14 protein-coding genes are annotated in these 17281 nt (G+C 35.6%); 10 read left to right on the plus strand and 4 right to left on the minus strand.

Annotated features, from left to right (window positions below; translation table 11 throughout):
• Together A9G35_RS09265 and A9G35_RS09275 are read right to left on the minus strand one after the other, a co-directional pair.
• Positions 1–270 (minus strand): helix-turn-helix domain-containing protein (locus A9G35_RS09265; RefSeq protein ID WP_141673851.1); only part of this gene is annotated, 270 nt, incomplete at its 3' end.
• 275 nt (positions 271–545) lie between these two features.
• Positions 546–1412, minus strand: coding sequence for a helix-turn-helix domain-containing protein (locus A9G35_RS09275; protein WP_065636606.1), 867 nt, complete (start codon positions 1410–1412; stop codon positions 546–548).
• Between the two features lie 296 nt (positions 1413–1708).
• On the opposite strand from A9G35_RS09275, the gene fsa reads away from it, so the two are divergent.
• From fsa to A9G35_RS09290, 3 genes are all read left to right on the plus strand, one after another.
• Positions 1709–2371 carry a fructose-6-phosphate aldolase gene (fsa, locus tag A9G35_RS09280; RefSeq protein ID WP_065636607.1) on the plus strand — a complete coding sequence of 221 codons (663 nt, stop codon included), beginning with the start codon at positions 1709–1711 and terminating at the stop codon, positions 2369–2371.
• A 154-nt stretch (positions 2372–2525) separates the two neighbouring features.
• On the plus strand, positions 2526–3332 hold the full coding sequence (locus tag A9G35_RS09285; RefSeq protein ID WP_218057251.1) for a siderophore-interacting protein: 807 nt from the start codon (positions 2526–2528) through the stop codon (positions 3330–3332).
• A 12-nt stretch (positions 3333–3344) separates the two neighbouring features.
• On the plus strand, positions 3345–3926 hold the full coding sequence (locus tag A9G35_RS09290) for an acyl carrier protein phosphodiesterase (RefSeq protein ID WP_065636609.1): 582 nt from the start codon (positions 3345–3347) through the stop codon (positions 3924–3926).
• 71 nt (positions 3927–3997) lie between these two features.
• Here A9G35_RS09290 and A9G35_RS09295 read toward each other — a convergent pair whose 3' ends face one another.
• A complete protein-coding gene (locus A9G35_RS09295; protein WP_065636610.1) occupies positions 3998–6169 on the minus strand; it encodes a 3-hydroxybutyrate oligomer hydrolase family protein in 2172 nt (723 codons plus the stop codon).
• A 131-nt stretch (positions 6170–6300) separates the two neighbouring features.
• On the minus strand, positions 6301–7203 hold the full coding sequence (gene ilvY, locus A9G35_RS09300) for an HTH-type transcriptional activator IlvY (RefSeq protein WP_065636667.1): 903 nt from the start codon (positions 7201–7203) through the stop codon (positions 6301–6303).
• 204 nt (positions 7204–7407) lie between these two features.
• On the opposite strand from ilvY, the gene prfC reads away from it, so the two are divergent.
• The 7 genes from prfC to ihfB all read left to right on the plus strand — a co-directional run bounded on the left by prfC (position 7408) and on the right by ihfB (position 17163).
• Positions 7408–9000: a peptide chain release factor 3 gene (gene prfC, locus A9G35_RS09305; protein ID WP_065636611.1), complete on the plus strand. Its 1593-nt coding sequence runs from the start codon at positions 7408–7410 to the stop codon at positions 8998–9000.
• Between the two features lie 114 nt (positions 9001–9114).
• The gene (ptrA, locus tag A9G35_RS09310; RefSeq protein WP_065636612.1) at positions 9115–12006 is read left to right on the plus strand and encodes a pitrilysin; all 2892 of its coding nucleotides are present in this window, start codon (positions 9115–9117) and stop codon (positions 12004–12006) included.
• Positions 12007–12120: 114 nt separating this feature from the next.
• Positions 12121–12984: a helix-turn-helix domain-containing protein gene (locus A9G35_RS09315; RefSeq protein WP_065636613.1), complete on the plus strand. Its 864-nt coding sequence runs from the start codon at positions 12121–12123 to the stop codon at positions 12982–12984.
• Between the two features lie 29 nt (positions 12985–13013).
• Positions 13014–14294, plus strand: coding sequence for a 3-phosphoshikimate 1-carboxyvinyltransferase (aroA, locus tag A9G35_RS09320; RefSeq protein WP_065636614.1), 1281 nt, complete (start codon positions 13014–13016; stop codon positions 14292–14294).
• 1 nt (position 14295) lies between these two features.
• Entirely contained in the window at positions 14296–14976 is a 681-nt protein-coding gene (gene cmk / locus A9G35_RS09325) for a (d)CMP kinase (RefSeq protein WP_065636615.1), read from the plus strand.
• Between the two features lie 115 nt (positions 14977–15091).
• The gene (gene rpsA / locus A9G35_RS09330) at positions 15092–16774 is read left to right on the plus strand and encodes a 30S ribosomal protein S1 (protein WP_065636616.1); all 1683 of its coding nucleotides are present in this window, start codon (positions 15092–15094) and stop codon (positions 16772–16774) included.
• Positions 16775–16872: 98 nt separating this feature from the next.
• The gene (gene ihfB, locus A9G35_RS09335) at positions 16873–17163 is read left to right on the plus strand and encodes an integration host factor subunit beta (RefSeq protein ID WP_065636617.1); all 291 of its coding nucleotides are present in this window, start codon (positions 16873–16875) and stop codon (positions 17161–17163) included.
• Positions 17164–17281 lie beyond the last annotated feature (118 nt).

The raw sequence follows: 17281 nt of genomic DNA on the forward strand, positions 1-17281 counted from the left end.
AACTCGATGTTGCCCATAAGCTGGATATTCATAGGCCATATTGACAACGGCTTGTTCTATATGTGGCTCTACCCGATTTTTTTCGATAGGCTTTTTACGACTGATTTCTTGAAGCGCAAGCTCACCACTTTGCTCATACAGTTTTTTAAAGCGATAATAGCTATCTCGACTGTATCCCATGACTTTGCAAGCTTGTTGAACGTTACCGAGTTGCTTAGCTAATTCTAGTAGTCCTAATTTAGGTTTAATGATTTTGGCGGTTTGATTCATTTCTGCCTCTCCTTTTTGTGTTATAAAATAACTCAATGTCAGATTAAGTAAAGACTATTACACATTATTATTTTTAATAGCATAACGTTCACAGCTGTATAACAGCTTAATTTTATTTAAAATCATTAAATTAAAAATAAAACCAATATTATACTGTTTGATTTTTTTATATTGAAATGCACCATTAGTTGAGTGCATTAAACAAGGACGATGAATATGTGTAATTGTGGCACAATGTAAAAAACAAAAGAGTTTGACAGTTAATTGTGAAAAAACTATTTGCACATTAACTTACTATGATATTGTCGACGATACTGTGTTGGTGTTCGTTCTGTCTTTTTTTTAAAAATCCGACAAAAATAATTACTATCTTTAAACCCCGATGCTAGAGCAATTTCTTTTATATTTAGATCATAATCCTTTAATAGCGATTTTGCATATTCTAAGCGAATATGATTTAGATATTCATTTAGCCCTATTTTTCCCTCGCTTTGAAATAGATGTGATAAGTAATTGGGTGAAATGTAAAACATATTAGCTAAAAAGTCGCGTGTAATATCCTCACGAAAGTGAGTATCAATATATTGGCGAATGGCTTCATATAGGCAAGTAGTTTTGGATGATGTTTTGATATTGATATTTAACAAATCGAGTGTGTTGCTAAGTAAACTGTGAATAAGGTAGTAAGCAGTTTGATTTTGTTTACATGATTGGTTTTGCCAGATAAGTTCGGTCAGAGTTTGAATAATAAATGTACCAACCCGTGGACCACGTCTTGGTGTGTTGATTTGTTCAAGCGGAATTAGTTGTGTGCCATCCCAATGCAATAGGCTTATACCAATTTGTTGTTTATCAAATAAGATGTTTAATAAAGTAACAGGGCTTGTCCAAATGGGTTTGTTCCAGCTTTGAGCGGAAATATATAAAAGATCATTAATTGATAATATTTTTTCAATAACTTTGCCATTACTATCCGCCCATAGCATCTGTTGCTTTCCTTCTAATATAATTTCAATTCTAGGAAAGTTGACTTGGTAGGCAAGTGAAGGCGGACAAGCATTACTATTGGCAAAATAGATATGATTGATTGACTCTTGGTTATTGACTAGTTTGGCTAGTTTTTCGTTAATGATTTTTGTCATAAATTAAGTTAATGATAAATCAAGTGTGTACTATCGTTTAGATTATATACGCATATGGAAAAGATGAAAATAAGTATAAATTTTTCTTTTATTTAATAAGTTAATGTTAATTTTTCGTTGTGTGATCTAAATCTCAATTTCTTATTTAGCGTACAAAAATCCAGTAAATGACAAAATTGTCTTCTAGGCGGTTGGATCTGTTTTTTTTACTATAGCTGTAACGCAAAATTTGTAATACAAAGAGCGTTATATGTATACGTTAATAGATATTTGTTGGTTTTAGCTAGGAGTTAACCATGGAATTATATTTAGATACCGCCGATCTTGTCGCCATTAAACGTTTAGCTAAGGTGTTACCTATTAGTGGGGTTACCACTAATCCAAGCATTGTAGCAAAATCGGGCAAGCCAATTTTTTCGTTATTAGATGAATTACAGGAAGTATTGGGTTCAGATAAAGTACTATTTGCTCAGGTACTTTCAAGTAATGCTGATGAAATGATAAAAGAAGCTCATCAGCTTAGAAAAGCAGTACCATCGATTGTGACTAAAATTCCTGTTAATGCTCAAGGATTGATTGCAATTAAAGAATTAACCCAGCAAGGAATTCCAACTTTGGGAACGGCTGTTTATGGAGCAGGGCAGGGGTTTTTAGCTGCATTAGCTGGGGCTAAATATATTGCACCTTATGTTAATCGCATTGATGCACAAGGTGGAAATAGTAAAGATACAGTACTAGAATTACAAAAATTGTTAAATTTGCATTGTCCACAATCAATGGTGTTAGCCGCAAGCTTTAAAACACCACGCCAAGCGTTAGACTGTATGCTTGCAGGGTGTAGGGCTATCACCTTACCTGTCGATGTTGCAGAGCTTTTTATTTCAGATCCTGCTGTTGATGCGGCAATTGCTAAGTTTGATCAAGATTGGTGTGAAGCTTTTGGATCGTTAGCATTTTAAGTTTGTTTATTTATTGATTGATATTTGTTGAATCTTGTTCCATCGTTTTAATGATGGAACAAGTTACCTATTTTTCAATTGTAAAAATAGCATCACTCTAACATTTTTTGTTGTATGATGTTTTCAAGTATTAAAAATATAAGAATTGATGGCTATGGATGAAAAAAAACAAAAAATCAAACTAAACAAAAAAGTCATTGTTAATTCATTATTAACAGTATTAAAAGTAGAAAAAATTTCACCTAGTTTTATTCGTGTGCAGTTTAGTAGCGATAAATCATTTGATACTAATCCATTATGGATTTGCCCTTATTTAAAGTTGTTATTTCCTGATCCTTTAACTGGCACAATTGCGTTTCCTAAGCTTGATGATAATAATAAAATTGCTATTGACGATAAGTTACGTCAGCTAGTGCGTAGTTATAGTGTGCGTGAATTTGATAGCGTAACTAGTCAATTTTTTGTTGATTTTGCTATTCATGATACCGGATTGGCTTCAGTGTGGTCGCAAAAGGCTAAAATTGGTGATCAAATTGGTTTGATTAGTATTGCTAGTAAGTTACAGTTTACTGATGATTGTTTGGTGTTAATGGGGGATATTTCGGCTGTACCTGCTATTTGTTATACGCTTGAACATCTTCCTAAAATGCAAAAAGCATTTGCTTTTATTGAGGTTAATCATAAAAATGACATGGTGTCGTTGCCCGATAATAAAAATGTTGAGGTTCACTGGTTTGTGAAAAATACAGATATTCCTTACCAATTAGTTGATGCGGTAATGAATGTTGATTTATTAGGGCATGATAAGCTGTTGTTTTGGGGCGGAATGGAGCGTTCGTTGGCGCAATCTATTCGTCAAGCAGTTAAGAATAAATATACTCATTTGTCGCCTGATGCTTTTCAGATTACGAGTTATTGGCGAGAAGGTTTTGCCGAAGGTGAATTTAAACATCGTGAATAATTAATTATTTTTATGAATATTCTTGCTCATTTGCATTTGGCAACATTAGCTAATAGTTCGTTAATTGGTAATACCGTAGCGGATTTTATTAAAGGCGATCCTTATTTAGTTTATGGCTGCAATATTGCTGATGGTATTATGTTGCATCGTAAAATCGACAGTTTGACTGATAATCTATTTGAAGTTAAGCAAGCTAAATTGCTATTTCGAAAATCACATCAGCGTGTTGCCCCCATTACATTAGATATTGTTTGGGATCACTTTTTGTCAAAACATTGGGCTAAATATGGACTATTGAAAAGTGTGGCTGAATTTAATCAAACAACCAAAGCTCTTATCCAACCTTATATTACAGTTTATCCTGTCGATTATCAGCATTTTATGAATGCAATGTGGCAAGAGGAGTGGCTTGTAAATTATGCTTTTATTGATTTTGTTGGTGATGTATTAAGAGGTATGGCAAAGAGACGACCAAAATTATCTTTATTAAAAGAAACGATCGTTGATATTAAACAAAATTATGTGCAATTAGAATCGTTGTTTTTTTTGTTATATCCTAAAATCTGTCTGGCGGTAAAAGATCGTATTGGCTGAATTAGGGGCGCTATCGAATTTAAATCGTTGTACTTGAGTTTAAATTCGATAGCGAGTTAGTATAAAGCCTATTAATTAGGTAGTATTAAGTTGCCCTCGTTTTTTTGAATAATTTCTTTGCTATTTGGCAATTGTTTTATCGGCTGTAGGGTTTTGTCAGTTAATGGTAGGGCATAACCACTTTTGCCACCACGTGCTTTGGTATGTACAACTTGGCTTACTGGTAGCGTAGCGTTGTTGGTTAAGTTAGCCCATAACCACTCGATGGCATCTTCTCCATAATAATCAATGGGTAGTAATGTGTTGTCAAATGGCGCTCTGCCGTCTAAGTAGCTTGCGTTTTCTACTTCAATATATCGCAGTTGTGATTGTTTACCTTCTACCAAACTGTTTAATGCAACATAAGCGCGCGATGTATAGTTTGGTAATTGTTTAACATTATTCCGACCATGGACAATAAAGGTTTTTATACCGTGTAAGTTACCGGATGACATAACTTGTTTTATGCCTTGTTCAACGCGAGGTTCTTGTGACTTTTTATAGACACAAATTGCCCCAGTAGTGCCATAATCAACTGTGTTTTTTGATTGTGAACTTGAGTAAAATTCGCGCCTTGGTGTATTAAGATCGTTATTTTCAACCAGATCCAAAATTGTTGCATTATCTCCATTCCAAAGTGGTAAATGACCATTTGCCATTCCCCAGATCTGTTCAAATGAGATCTCTTTTAATGGTGCTACTTTACCACTGTAGTAAATAGGTGTTTGTTGCGTACTGGCTACTGAAAAATCACACATGTTTTCAGTGACATCATATTTGCCATAAGCACTAATGTATTGATATGGTAGGCCGATGGATTCGGTATAATAGAAATATGGTAGTTGAATGTCCATGTCTGGTGTCCAGCCATTTTTGTGCAGTTTTTCTAGCGCTTCTTCAGGCGTGCCTTTTGTAAGTAATTTTTCTTTTTTTAGTGCATTACAACGTTCTTGCGAATAAAGGAAATAATTTGCATAAGGTACATAATCGTCATCTTTATTAGGTTTTATTGCAGGGATTGCACACGGTATATATAAAGCACCGTAAGCACTGTAATTGGCAATAGATTTTTCTTCTAATTTTTGTGAGAAGTCATTACCTATTTTTAATGTGAGTTCAGCGTTATTAAGATTTGGTTGAATTTGCGGATTGACTGCCACAATGCCATCAATTAGGTTTTGGTCATCTAATTCGCCGGCTTTTAGGGCTGCTCCACCGCCATCACTTGCACCGTACACTAAAACAAGGGTATTATCTTTGTTGTAGATAATTTGTTGATTGGTTGAAAACATGCTATTGAGTTCATAAAAGGCAAATTCAATGGATTTTAATACATGTACCCCCCAGCGTGCTTCAGCATTTAGTTTTGAGTGTAGTTGTTTGATCGCGTAGCGATGAGGGTATTTTTTGATGTATTGTTCTCTATCTTTTATCGAAGGGCTAAATAAAATATTACCACTGTTTACTTCTCCCCATACGGTAAAACCAAGATTGCGTTCGATATCATAAATGCCATTACCTAAACCTTTGTCATTATATACTACTGCGCAATTATGGCGAAGTCCCCATAATCCACGAATTTGTACATCTTTGACATTTAATATCCCATCTGAGTCGATAGCAGGAACAGCAACAATGCAGGGTTTATCCTTATTAAAGTCAAGTGGAATTTGTAACAGCATGCCAACACCATCTTCTCTTTGTAGGGCGGTTATTTCAGTACCTGCAATTTTGCCGTCAAATAAGGGGGTCAATTCTTGTTTTCTAAAACCAAATAATGTGCCTTCACCAATTTTGGTGTTAATATAGCGATTTAGCTTTGCTTGCCGACGCTCTTCAAAGTTTGGCTTTTTGGGTATTTCCACTTTTGGTGTAATGATACTTGTTGATAACGGAGTAAAGCCAAGACCAGCAGTAACAAGATCATTATCATCACCATTATAATAAACCAACGAACTGCGAGCTAACCACTTTGGCTTTTTTATAGTGTTATCAATATCAGGGGAACTATCATTATTAGCATTGCTATCGATTGTCGATGTAGGTAGTTCAACTTGAGGTGTAGAGGTATTATTTGTGCTAGTTACTTTTGTACTTTCGTCTATTTTTGACGATTTTGCAGGAGCGCACTCCACCACGATAGGCATAGTGATAGCAGAAAAAAATATTAATGAGGTTAATGTTTTTATCTTTATCTGTTTCATTTTTAATTCCATTACAATGATATTCAGCTAGATTTGATTATATTTTGCTAAAAAGTGGCTTGTCCACTGGTTATTTAACATCCCTATTATTGGTGTTATTTTATTTAGGTATGATTATACAAGATATTTTGTTATTTGTTATTGGGTAAATTTAGATTACAAATTTCCCAAAAAGTGGCAATGATTTTTTCAGACAAGCGTCTTTTTTGTACACAAATACCAACATCAAAGGGTTCCATTAAGTTAGTAGACCATTCAGTTATGCGATCTTTTATGCGTTCTGGGCTGTTGTCCATCACAACTTTTGGCAGTAAAGCGACCCCACAGCCTAAAGCCACCATCGATACAATCGCTTCATGTCCTGCAACGGTTGCATAGATTTTGGGATTGGTGATTTTTCTTTGTTTGAACCATAAATCAATGCGATGGCGGCTTGGTCCATGTTCTGGCAATATAAAGGGAATATTGTGCCAGTCAGGCTGTTTTTGATGTAATTTGTCACTAAATGCGCTATTAAGTTTAGGAATCAGCAAGACCATTTCAATTTCGCCAAATTTTAAAAACTCAATACCTGTAGGGAGCTGCTTTGGTTTGCCTGCTATAGCTAAATCGGCTTCATTTGCTTGTATTTTTTTTACGGCGTCAGCTGCATCACCCGTTGATAGTTTGATTTCAACCAGCGGATAGTGGATCCTAAAGCGATCAAGTATTTCAGGTAGATGGCTATATGCAGCGGTGACTGAACAAAAGAGAGTAAGTTCACCGACAAGCTGTTGGTTAGATTGATCTAAATCATATTTTAGTTGTTGGTGCATGTTTATTACTTGTTGAGCAAAACGTTTAACTTTTTCGCCCTCCGAAGTGATTTGTACTTGCCTATTGTCGCGAATAAATAGCGGGTGACCAAAATGTTCTTCAAGTCGTTGGATCTGCCTTGATAAGGTTGATGGACTAACATGCATAGCATTTGCCGTTATACCAAAGTGACAGGTTTTGCATAAATGTAAGTACAGTTTTAAATCACGAATATTCATAGCAGATTCCAATTTTATACTTAAACGCATACTTTTCCTGAAACTTTTTGACAAGAAGCAGTAAATGTTGCATTGCTTATTAGGGAAGATATTATGCATAGATAAATAAATAAGGCAAATTACGTTGCGTATTAAGGTTAATAGCAAAACAGGCAGATACCTGCTAGAATAGGTGATTATTTTTGTGTAGGTTAAAACAGTTTTATGACAGAACAAGCTTATTTAGACGAAGTTAATGCACGTCGCACTTTTGCAATTATTTCTCACCCCGATGCGGGTAAAACAACCATTACTGAAAAGGTATTGTTATTTGGTCATGCAATCCAAACAGCAGGTACAGTTAAAGGTCGCGGCGCTAATGCTCAGCATGCAAAATCTGACTGGATGGAGATGGAAAAGCAGCGTGGTATTTCAATTACTACCTCTGTGATGCAGTTTCCTTATAATGACTGTTTAGTTAATTTATTAGATACTCCAGGGCATGAGGACTTTTCTGAAGATACTTATCGTACGCTAACGGCGGTTGATAGTTGTTTAATGGTCATTGATGCTGCAAAAGGTGTTGAAGATCGTACACGCAAATTAATGGAAGTTACGCGATTACGCAATACCCCAATTTTAACTTTTATGAATAAGTTAGACCGTGATATTCGTGATCCAATGGAATTGCTTGATGAAGTCGAAAATGAACTCAATATAATGTGCGCGCCTATTACTTGGCCAATTGGTTGTGGAAAATTATTTAAAGGTGTTTACCATTTAGCTAAAGACGAAACTTACCTTTACCAATCAGGGCAAGGCCATACAATACAAGAAGTGCGAATTATTAAAGGGTTAAATAACCCTGATTTGGATTTAGCCGTCGGCGACGATCTAGCGCAGCAACTGCGTGAAGAACTTGAATTAGTGCAAGGCGCATCAAACGAATTTGATTTAGATGCCTTTTTATCAGGCGATTTAACTCCTGTCTTTTTTGGTACTGCACTGGGTAATTTTGGTGTCGATCATATGCTTGATGGTTTAACTGCATGGGCACCAACGCCACAACCTCGTCAAACCGATAAGCGCGAAGTTGAATCATCAGAAGAAAAGTTCAGCGGCTTTGTGTTTAAAATTCAAGCAAACATGGATCCTAAACATCGTGACCGTGTGGCGTTTATGCGTATTGTATCGGGAAAATACGAAAAAGGCATGAAGTTACGCCATGTGCGTGTTGCGAAAGATATTAATATCTCTGATGCTTTAACGTTTATGGCCGGTGATCGTGAACATGTTGAAGAAGCCTATGCCGGTGATATTATTGGTTTACATAATCATGGCACGATTCAAATAGGCGATACTTTTACACAAGGTGAAGATCTAAAATTTACAGGCATTCCTAACTTTGCGCCAGAACTGTTTCGCCGAATTCGCCTTAAGGATCCGCTTAAACAAAAGCAACTTTTAAAAGGACTGGTTCAACTTTCAGAAGAGGGCGCAGTACAAGTTTTCCGCCCATTAGCCAATAATGACTTAATTGTGGGTGCTGTAGGGGTTTTACAGTTTGATGTGGTGGTTGCTCGATTAAAATCAGAGTATAACGTTGAAGCCATTTATGAGCCAGTTAATGTGACAACAGCGCGTTGGGTTGAGTGCTCAGATGTGAAAAAACTGGAAGAATTTAAACGCAAATGCGAACAGAATTTGGCATTAGATGGTGGTGATAACCTTTCTTATATTGCGCCAAGCATGGTTAATTTGAATTTGACGCAAGAAAGGTATCCTGATGTTGAATTTAGAAAAACTCGAGAGCATTAAATTTTTTATTTTTTAATTACGGACTTTATTAAGATATATTCGTAAAGATACATTCGTATTTTGGTAAAATTACTTTTGTATTATTTTTAAAACTGAGTTGAGCGAGCAGATATTATGGTTTATAAAAACAAAAAATTGGTTAATTTTATTTTTAGTGGGATTATTGGGTTACTGCTTGCCACTTCTCCATCTTTTGCCATCGAAAATAAGCTTACAAAGCCAGTTTTGATAGAAAAAGTGCAACAAAGTGAACGCGATAAGCGTCAATATGAAGTGATTGAGCTAGCAAATAAAATGCGCGTGTTACTTGTTTCAGATCCTAAAGCCGTAAAATCACTGGCATCATTAGCACTGCCTGTTGGCTCGTTGCAAGATCCCAAAGAGCAACAAGGGTTGGCGCATTATGCTGAACATATGGTATTAATGGGCTCGAAAAATTACCCTGAACCTGCAAGTTTTTCTCAGTTTTTAAGCCGTCATGCCGGTAGTTATAACGCGAGTACTGCAGCGCATCGAACTGCGTTTTATTTTGAGGTTGAAAATAGTGCTTTTGATAAAGCGCTGGATTATTTAGCTGATGCTATTAGTGCCCCCAATTTGGATCCTAAATTTGCCGATAAAGAACGTAACGCAGTTAATGCTGAACTGACAATGGCTAGATCAAATGATGGTTTTAGGATAGGGCAAGTTGATTCTGAAACAATTAATCAAAACCATCCGAGTTCTCAATTTTCAGGCGGTAATTTAGAAACATTAAGTGATAAAGAAAATAGTAAATTGCAAGATGCTTTAGTGAATTTTCATAAAAATTATTATTCAGCCAATATTATGGTTGGCGTGATGTATAGCAATCAATCGATCAATAAATTGGCAAAATTAGCTGAAAATAGCTTTGGTAAAATCCCTAATAAAAATATTAATGCCCCAATAGTTGATAAGCCTGCTATAACGCCAAATGTGCTAAATAAACAAATTTCTATGGTACCAGCACAACCCAAAAAACTATTGTTTTTACAGTTTCCGATTGAAAATAATCTGGCTAAATTTGCCGATAAAACTGATGAGTATATCACTTATTTAATCAGTAATAGTAGTCATAATACGCTATCTGATCAGTTACAAAAGCAAGGTTTGATTGAAGGAATTAGTTCGTCTATCAATCCCATCCGTTATGGTAATAGTGGTATATTTAGTATTAATGTAAGTTTAACCGACGATGGACTTGCTCAAAAAGATAAAGTTATTGGCGCTATTTTTAATTATTTACAGTTAATTCAAAAGCAAGGAATTTCTGATGCTTATTATGAAGAGCTCAAAAAAGTTTTAGCGTTAGAGTTTAAATATCAAGATGTTGAGCGTGATATGTCATATGTAGAATGGCTATCGGATCAGATGTTGTTGTATCCAGTTCAAAATGTGTTAAATTCAGATTATGTTGCTACTCATTTTGATAAATCAGCTATTACGGCACGTTTAAAAAGTTTGACAGCCAATAATGCTAGAATTTGGGTGATTTCGCCAAACCAAGCTACCAATAAAACTGCTTATTTTGTCGATGCGCCTTATAAAATTGATAATATCACTAGCGAGCAAAAAGCAAGTTGGTTAGCACTAGGCAAAAATTTTACATTTAGTTTGCCTGAGCTCAATCCTTATATACCTGATAGTTTTACGATTTTAAAACAAAATCGTAATCAAGCACAACCTGAAAAATTTAGCAAGCGCGGTAATCATATTCATTTTGCTAGCCAGTATTTTAAAAATGAACCTAAAGCTGCTATTGTTGTTTCATTACGCAATAACCAGGCTACTAGTGACGTAAAAGCTGTGGTTGCTTTTAATTTGCTTGATTATATTGTTAGTCGTAATTTAGAACAATTACGATTTCAGGCTGGGGTTGCAGGTATTTCGTTATCAACTGGTAATGATAATGGCTTAATGATTTCAGCCAGCGGCTTTAATCAACATTTAACAAAGATGGTTACTGGCATACTTGATAACTATCGCAAGGCTACTATTGATGAGCAAAGTTTAGCATTAGCTAAATCTTGGTATTTGCAAGAATTGGATAAAGCCGAGCATGCTAAAAGTTATAGGTTAGCTGTTAATCCTATTAATGCATTGTCGGTATTACCGCATTATTTTGAACGAGATGAAAAACGGCAAATTACAGCAAATATGACCATTAATGACGTGTTAGCTTACCGTGATAACTTATTAACTCACTCAGTACCTTATATGCTTAGCTTGGGTAATTTGTCTAACGAGGATTCTTTAGATCTTTATCATTCCATTCAAAAAACACTAGTGCGTGATGTTGAATTTACTCCTGTTGATAATATTCAGATTAAAAAATCATTGGAGGCCAAAATGACTCAATATGCGAAAAGTACTGATAATGCTTTGATGATGAGCTATATTCCAACAGGTTATGATCGAATTGCTAGTAGTATGCTAAGTTATACGTTGTCGAAAATTATTTCACCTTGGTTTTATGATCAGTTACGCACCAATGAACAACTCGGCTACGCCGTATTTGCTAGCCCTGTTACAGTTGGAGATTCAGTTGGAATGAGTTTTATCATTCAAAGCAACCAATACGATCCAGTTTATTTATTTAAGCGTTACCAAGAATTTTATCCTGTTATATTAAGTAAGCTTAAAGCATTATCTAAAGAAGATATTGAGCAATATAAAAAAGCGGTACTTGATGAATTGAAAATGCCTCCGCAAACATTGGATGAAGAGTTTAGTCGTTATATGGCTGACTATCGGAATTCGCGTTTTATGTTTGATTCACGGCACAAAAAAATTGAACAATTGAAAAAAATCACTCAACAAGATTTAGTTGATTTTTATAACCGTTCAGTTATGGATAAAAAAGGTTTTGTATTTGCATCGCAAATTCTTGGTAAGCGTGAAGATAATGCTAAACAACCAGAGGCAATTTCTGAGTTTACTGAATTTGAAAATGTATCGGCATTGCAAAATGAGTTATTAAAATAGGTGTTATTTAAGTTGTTGATGAAAATATAGGCTACGCCTGAAACATTTTGCCAAAAATTGGCATTGCTATCACCTTGTGATACACTGCCAAAATCCCAATAGTTTGAGTATATTATGATTACTGGATCGATTGATTATTGTGCTATAGGTCAACGTTTACGTGCGTATAGGATTGCCGCTTCACTGAAGGCTGAAGATGTTGCTGATAGTCTTAAAATTTCAAGAGCAGCAGTCTATCGGTTAGAAAAAGGTGAAATTGTTAAAATAGAAACCCTAGAACGACTGGCATCTTTACTCGGTACTTCTTTTGCGAGTTTACTAGGCATTGATACTGAGTATTATTCGAGTGGTGAAGGTTTTTTTGAACGTATGCGCCAGTTAGAAGAACAATCAACCCATATCTATTCTCACTTTGATCCTTTTTCATTTTTATTAACTTCTCCAGATTATTTAACCCATTTAGCCATGATGCTAAATGAGTCGATTGAATCTCAAAAATATTCAGTAATTTTGGCGATTTTAAAAGATCGTAAAAAGCAGTTTTATCAATCTGTTCCTAAAGTGATTAATTTAATTAGCTTACGTAATATTGAACGATTTTTGCATATTGGTTTAGTGGGTAATTTGACTATTTCGCCTGGTAAAAAGTCTGAAAGGATGCTACTTGCTCGCAACGAAATTTATCATTTAATTGATCTAATAGAACAGCAATCTTTTGCTTCAACTATTGCTATTACGCAAGAAGCTATTCCATCAATTACATTCCAAATTTTTTACCAAAACGACAACCCAATTTCGTTGGCAATGAGTCCATTTCGCTTAGGTGAATTGCCGAATGTGACAACAGGTATTGCTTCTATTACCTCATCGCAAGATGCTATTAAACGTTATCGTCATCTTTTTGATAAGTTATGGCAAAATAGTGCTAAAGATCATCACGCTATTGATTTGCTAAAAGCAACATTAGATAAATTTTAAATATTTATGAAATCTTAACGAGAGACATTATGTTATCTTTGACGTTACAACCAATAAAATCATTTAGTGGCACTATTAATTTGCCAGGATCTAAAAGCGTGTCTAATCGTGCTTTATTGCTATCAGCTCTAAGTAAGGGTAATACGCGTTTAACTAATTTACTTGATAGCGATGATGTGCGTTATATGCTTGATGCGCTTGCAGCATTAGGTGTGAAGTACCAGCTATCACACGATCGGACTATTTGTGATATTCAAGGCGTAGGGGGGATGTTGCAATCTGACCATGCATTAGAGCTTTTTTTAGGTAATGCTGGTACAGCAATGCGCCCTTTAGCTGCAGCTTTATGCCTTGGTCATAATAATATTGTGTTAACAGGCGAACCACGCATGAAAGAGCGCCCAATTGGCCATTTAGTCGATGCGCTGCGTCAAGGTGGTGCTAAAATTGATTATCTCGAAAATGAAGGATACCCACCATTACACCTTCATGGTGGTTTTATTGGTGGTGAAATCCAAGTTGATGGTTCGGTCTCTAGCCAATTTTTAACTGCGTTGCTAATGGCTTCGCCATTAGCACAAAATGATACTCAAATTACTATAATTGGTGATTTGGTGTCTAAGCCTTATATTGATATCACTATTAAGATGATGGCTATGTTTGGTGTTTTGGTTACCAATCACAATTATCAAAAATTTACTGTTAAAGCTAATCAGTGTTATCAATCGCCAGGCGATTATTTAGTTGAAGGCGATGCTTCTTCTGCTTCTTATTTTTTAGCAGCGGCAGCAATTAAAGGCGGCACTGTTCGTGTTACAGGAATTGGTAAAAAAAGTTTGCAAGGAGATACGCAATTTGCTCATGTGCTTGAAAAAATGGGCGCTAAAATCACTTGGGCTGATGATTATATTGAATGTTCACATGGTGAATTAAATGGTATTGATATGGATATGAACCATATTCCCGATGCGGCAATGACTATCGCCACAACAGCGCTGTTTGCTAAAGGTGCAACAACAATTCGTAATATTTACAATTGGCGAGTGAAAGAAACTGATCGCTTATATGCGATGGCAACTGAATTAAGAAAGGTTGGCGCAACTGTTGATGAAGGTCACGATTATATTACTATTGTGCCGCCCAATAAATTGATCCATGCTGAAATCGAAACTTATAATGATCATCGTATTGCTATGTGTTTTTCATTAGTGGCGCTTTCTGATACGCCTGTGACAATATTAGATCCTAAATGCACAATGAAAACTTTTCCTGATTATTTTGAACAATTTAAAAAATTAAGCGAACAATAAAATGAATAAAATAGTTCCCGTTGTTGCTGTTGATGGACCAAGTGGTGTTGGCAAGGGCACGTTATGTCAGGCATTAGCCAATCATTTAAAATGGCATCTTTTAGATTCAGGTGCTATCTATCGTGTGCTTGCATTATCCGCTCTTGAAAAAAATATTGCATTGGATGATGAAAACCAGTTAGTTAATTTAGCGTTAAACTTACCTTTGACTTTTGATAGTAATGATATTGAAGTCAAGGTTTTGTTAAGTGGTGTTGATGTAACAAAACGTATCCGCACTGAAGAAACAGGAGGTGCTGCTTCAAAAGTGGCTGCACTCAATAAAGTTAGAGCTGCATTATTACAGCGACAACGTGATTTTAGACAAGCACCAGGGCTTATTGCAGATGGTCGAGACATGGGGAGTGTGGTGTTTAGCGATGCGCCTGTTAAAATTTTTCTTGATGCAAGTGCACAATCACGAGCCGAAAGACGAATGAAACAGTTGCAACATAGGCAAAAACATGTTAAATTCGCCGAAATTTTGCAGGAGATAACTGAGCGCGATGAACGTGATCGTAATCGGGCTGTTGCGCCACTTAAACCTGCTGTTGATGCGTTAATAATTGATACTACATCGCTTTCTATTCAAGATGTTTTTGAACAATCTATTACGTATATAAACAAAAAAATTGTGTTGTAAGTTAGTTTACAGCGTGATAAAACCAAGCTCCATCACAAGGATGAGTGGAGTATCATCAATAACCCCACAAGACATGATGTAATGTGGACGTTAAATAAATTTTAAGTATATAAATATGACTGAATCTTTTGCTCAACTCTTTGAAGAGTCTTTAAATCAACTAGACACTCGTTCTGGTAATATGATCCGTGGTACTGTCGTTGCAATCGACAAAGATGTTGTTTTAGTTGATGCTGGTTTAAAATCTGAATCCGCAATTCCAGTAGAGCAGTTTAAAAATTCCCAAGGTGAACTAGAAGTTCAAGTTGGTGATATTGTTGATGTTGTGCTTGACTCAATTGAAGATGGCTTTGGCGAAACAATTTTATCTCGCGAAAAAGCTAAACGTCATGAAGCATGGATAATACTAGAAAAAGCAGTTGAAGATGCTGCAACAGTTTTAGGTGTTATCAATGGTAAAGTTAAAGGTGGCTTTACGGTTGATCTTAATGGCGTTCGTGCGTTCCTACCTGGTTCGCTTGTTGATGTTCGTCCATTACGCGATACTTCTCATATCGAAAACAGAGAAATCGAATTAAAAGTAATTAAATTAGATCAAAAACGTAATAACGTTGTTGTTTCACGTCGTGCAGTTATTGAATCTGAAAATAGTGCAGAGAGAGAACAACTTCTTGAAAATCTACAAGAAGGTTCAGAAGTTAAAGGTATTATTAAAAATCTTACAGATTACGGTGCATTCGTTGATCTTGGTGGGGTTGATGGTTTACTTCATATCACAGATATGGCCTGGAAACGTGTTAAACATCCAAGTGAAGTGGTTGAAGTGGGTCAAGAATTACTTGTTAAAGTACTTAAGTTTGACAAAGACCGCTCACGTGTTTCTCTTGGCTTAAAACAATTAGGCGAAGATCCATGGGTTTCAATTGCTAAACGTTACCCAGAAGGTACTAAAGTAACAGGTAAAGTAACTAACTTAACTGATTACGGTTGTTTTGTTGAAATCGAAACTGGCGTTGAAGGTTTAGTTCACGTTTCTGAAATGGATTGGACAAACAAAAACATCCACCCATCTAAAGTAGTTAGCTTAGGTGATGAAGTTGAAGTTATTGTGCTTGAAATTGATGAAGAACGTCGTCGTATTTCTCTTGGTCTTAAACAATGTAAACCAAACCCATGGTTACAATTTGCTGAATCACACAATAAAGGTGATAAAGTTAGCGGTAAGATCAAATCAATCACTGATTTCGGTATCTTTATTGGTTTAGATGGCGGTATTGATGGTTTAGTTCATCTTTCAGACATTTCTTGGAATATGCCTGGCGAAGAAGCAGTTAAAGCTTATAAGAAAGGTGATGATATTGAAGCGGTTGTGTTACAAGTTGATGCAGAACGTGAACGTATCTCTTTAGGTGTTAAACAACTAGAAGATGATCCATTTAGTAGTTTTGCGTCTAACTACAAAAAAGGTAATATTGTTAAAGGTACTGTAACAGCTGTTGATGCTAAAGGTGCAACTATCGAAATCGCTGAAGGTATTGAAGGCTACTTAAAAGCTCAAGATATTGCTCGTGAGCGTATTGAAGATGCGACAACAGCATTAAAAGTTGGTGATGAAGTTGAAGCTAAGATTGTCAATATTGATCGTAAAACTCGCACAATTTCATTATCAGTACGTGCAAAAGATGAAGCTGACGAAAAAGAAGCCCTTGCTGCTGTAAATAATACTGCAACTCAAGAAGATGCATCATTTACTAACGCAATGGCTGAAGCATTTAAAGCTGCATCAAAAACTGAGTAAAAAATATTTATGTAAAGAGTAAAGAGGGCTTGCCCTCTTTTTCTTTTGTGGTATAAAATGAACAAGTTACATACCGCATAAATAAATTAGGAGTGATCATGAATAGATCAGATTTAGTAGAACGAATTGTTAACTGGCGAACACATCTTCCTGTTCAATTAGTTGATGATTCAGTTAGAGATATCATCGAACAGATCGCTTTAGCTATGGAAAGTAACGATCGTGTAGAAATTCGAGGCTTTGGTAGTTTTAGTTTAAACTATCGTGCTCCACGTAAAGCTAGAAACCCTAGAACTGGTGGTAATGTTGAAGTTAAACATAAATATATTCCGCATTTCAAACCAGGTAAAGAATTACGTGAAAGAGTAAATAATGCAGTAAATGCATAGTCTTTAAATTCTATATTTAGCAAGAAGCTATTGAGTCAAATCAATGGCTTTTTATTTTAAATAGTTTATAGTGAGCAAAAACCTCGATCGATCTTTCTTTAACAGGTTATAAATGGCT

The organism is Gilliamella sp. Choc5-1 (assembly GCF_001690595.1).
GTDB classification, from domain to species: Bacteria; Pseudomonadota; Gammaproteobacteria; order Enterobacterales; family Orbaceae; genus Gilliamella; species Gilliamella apicola_M.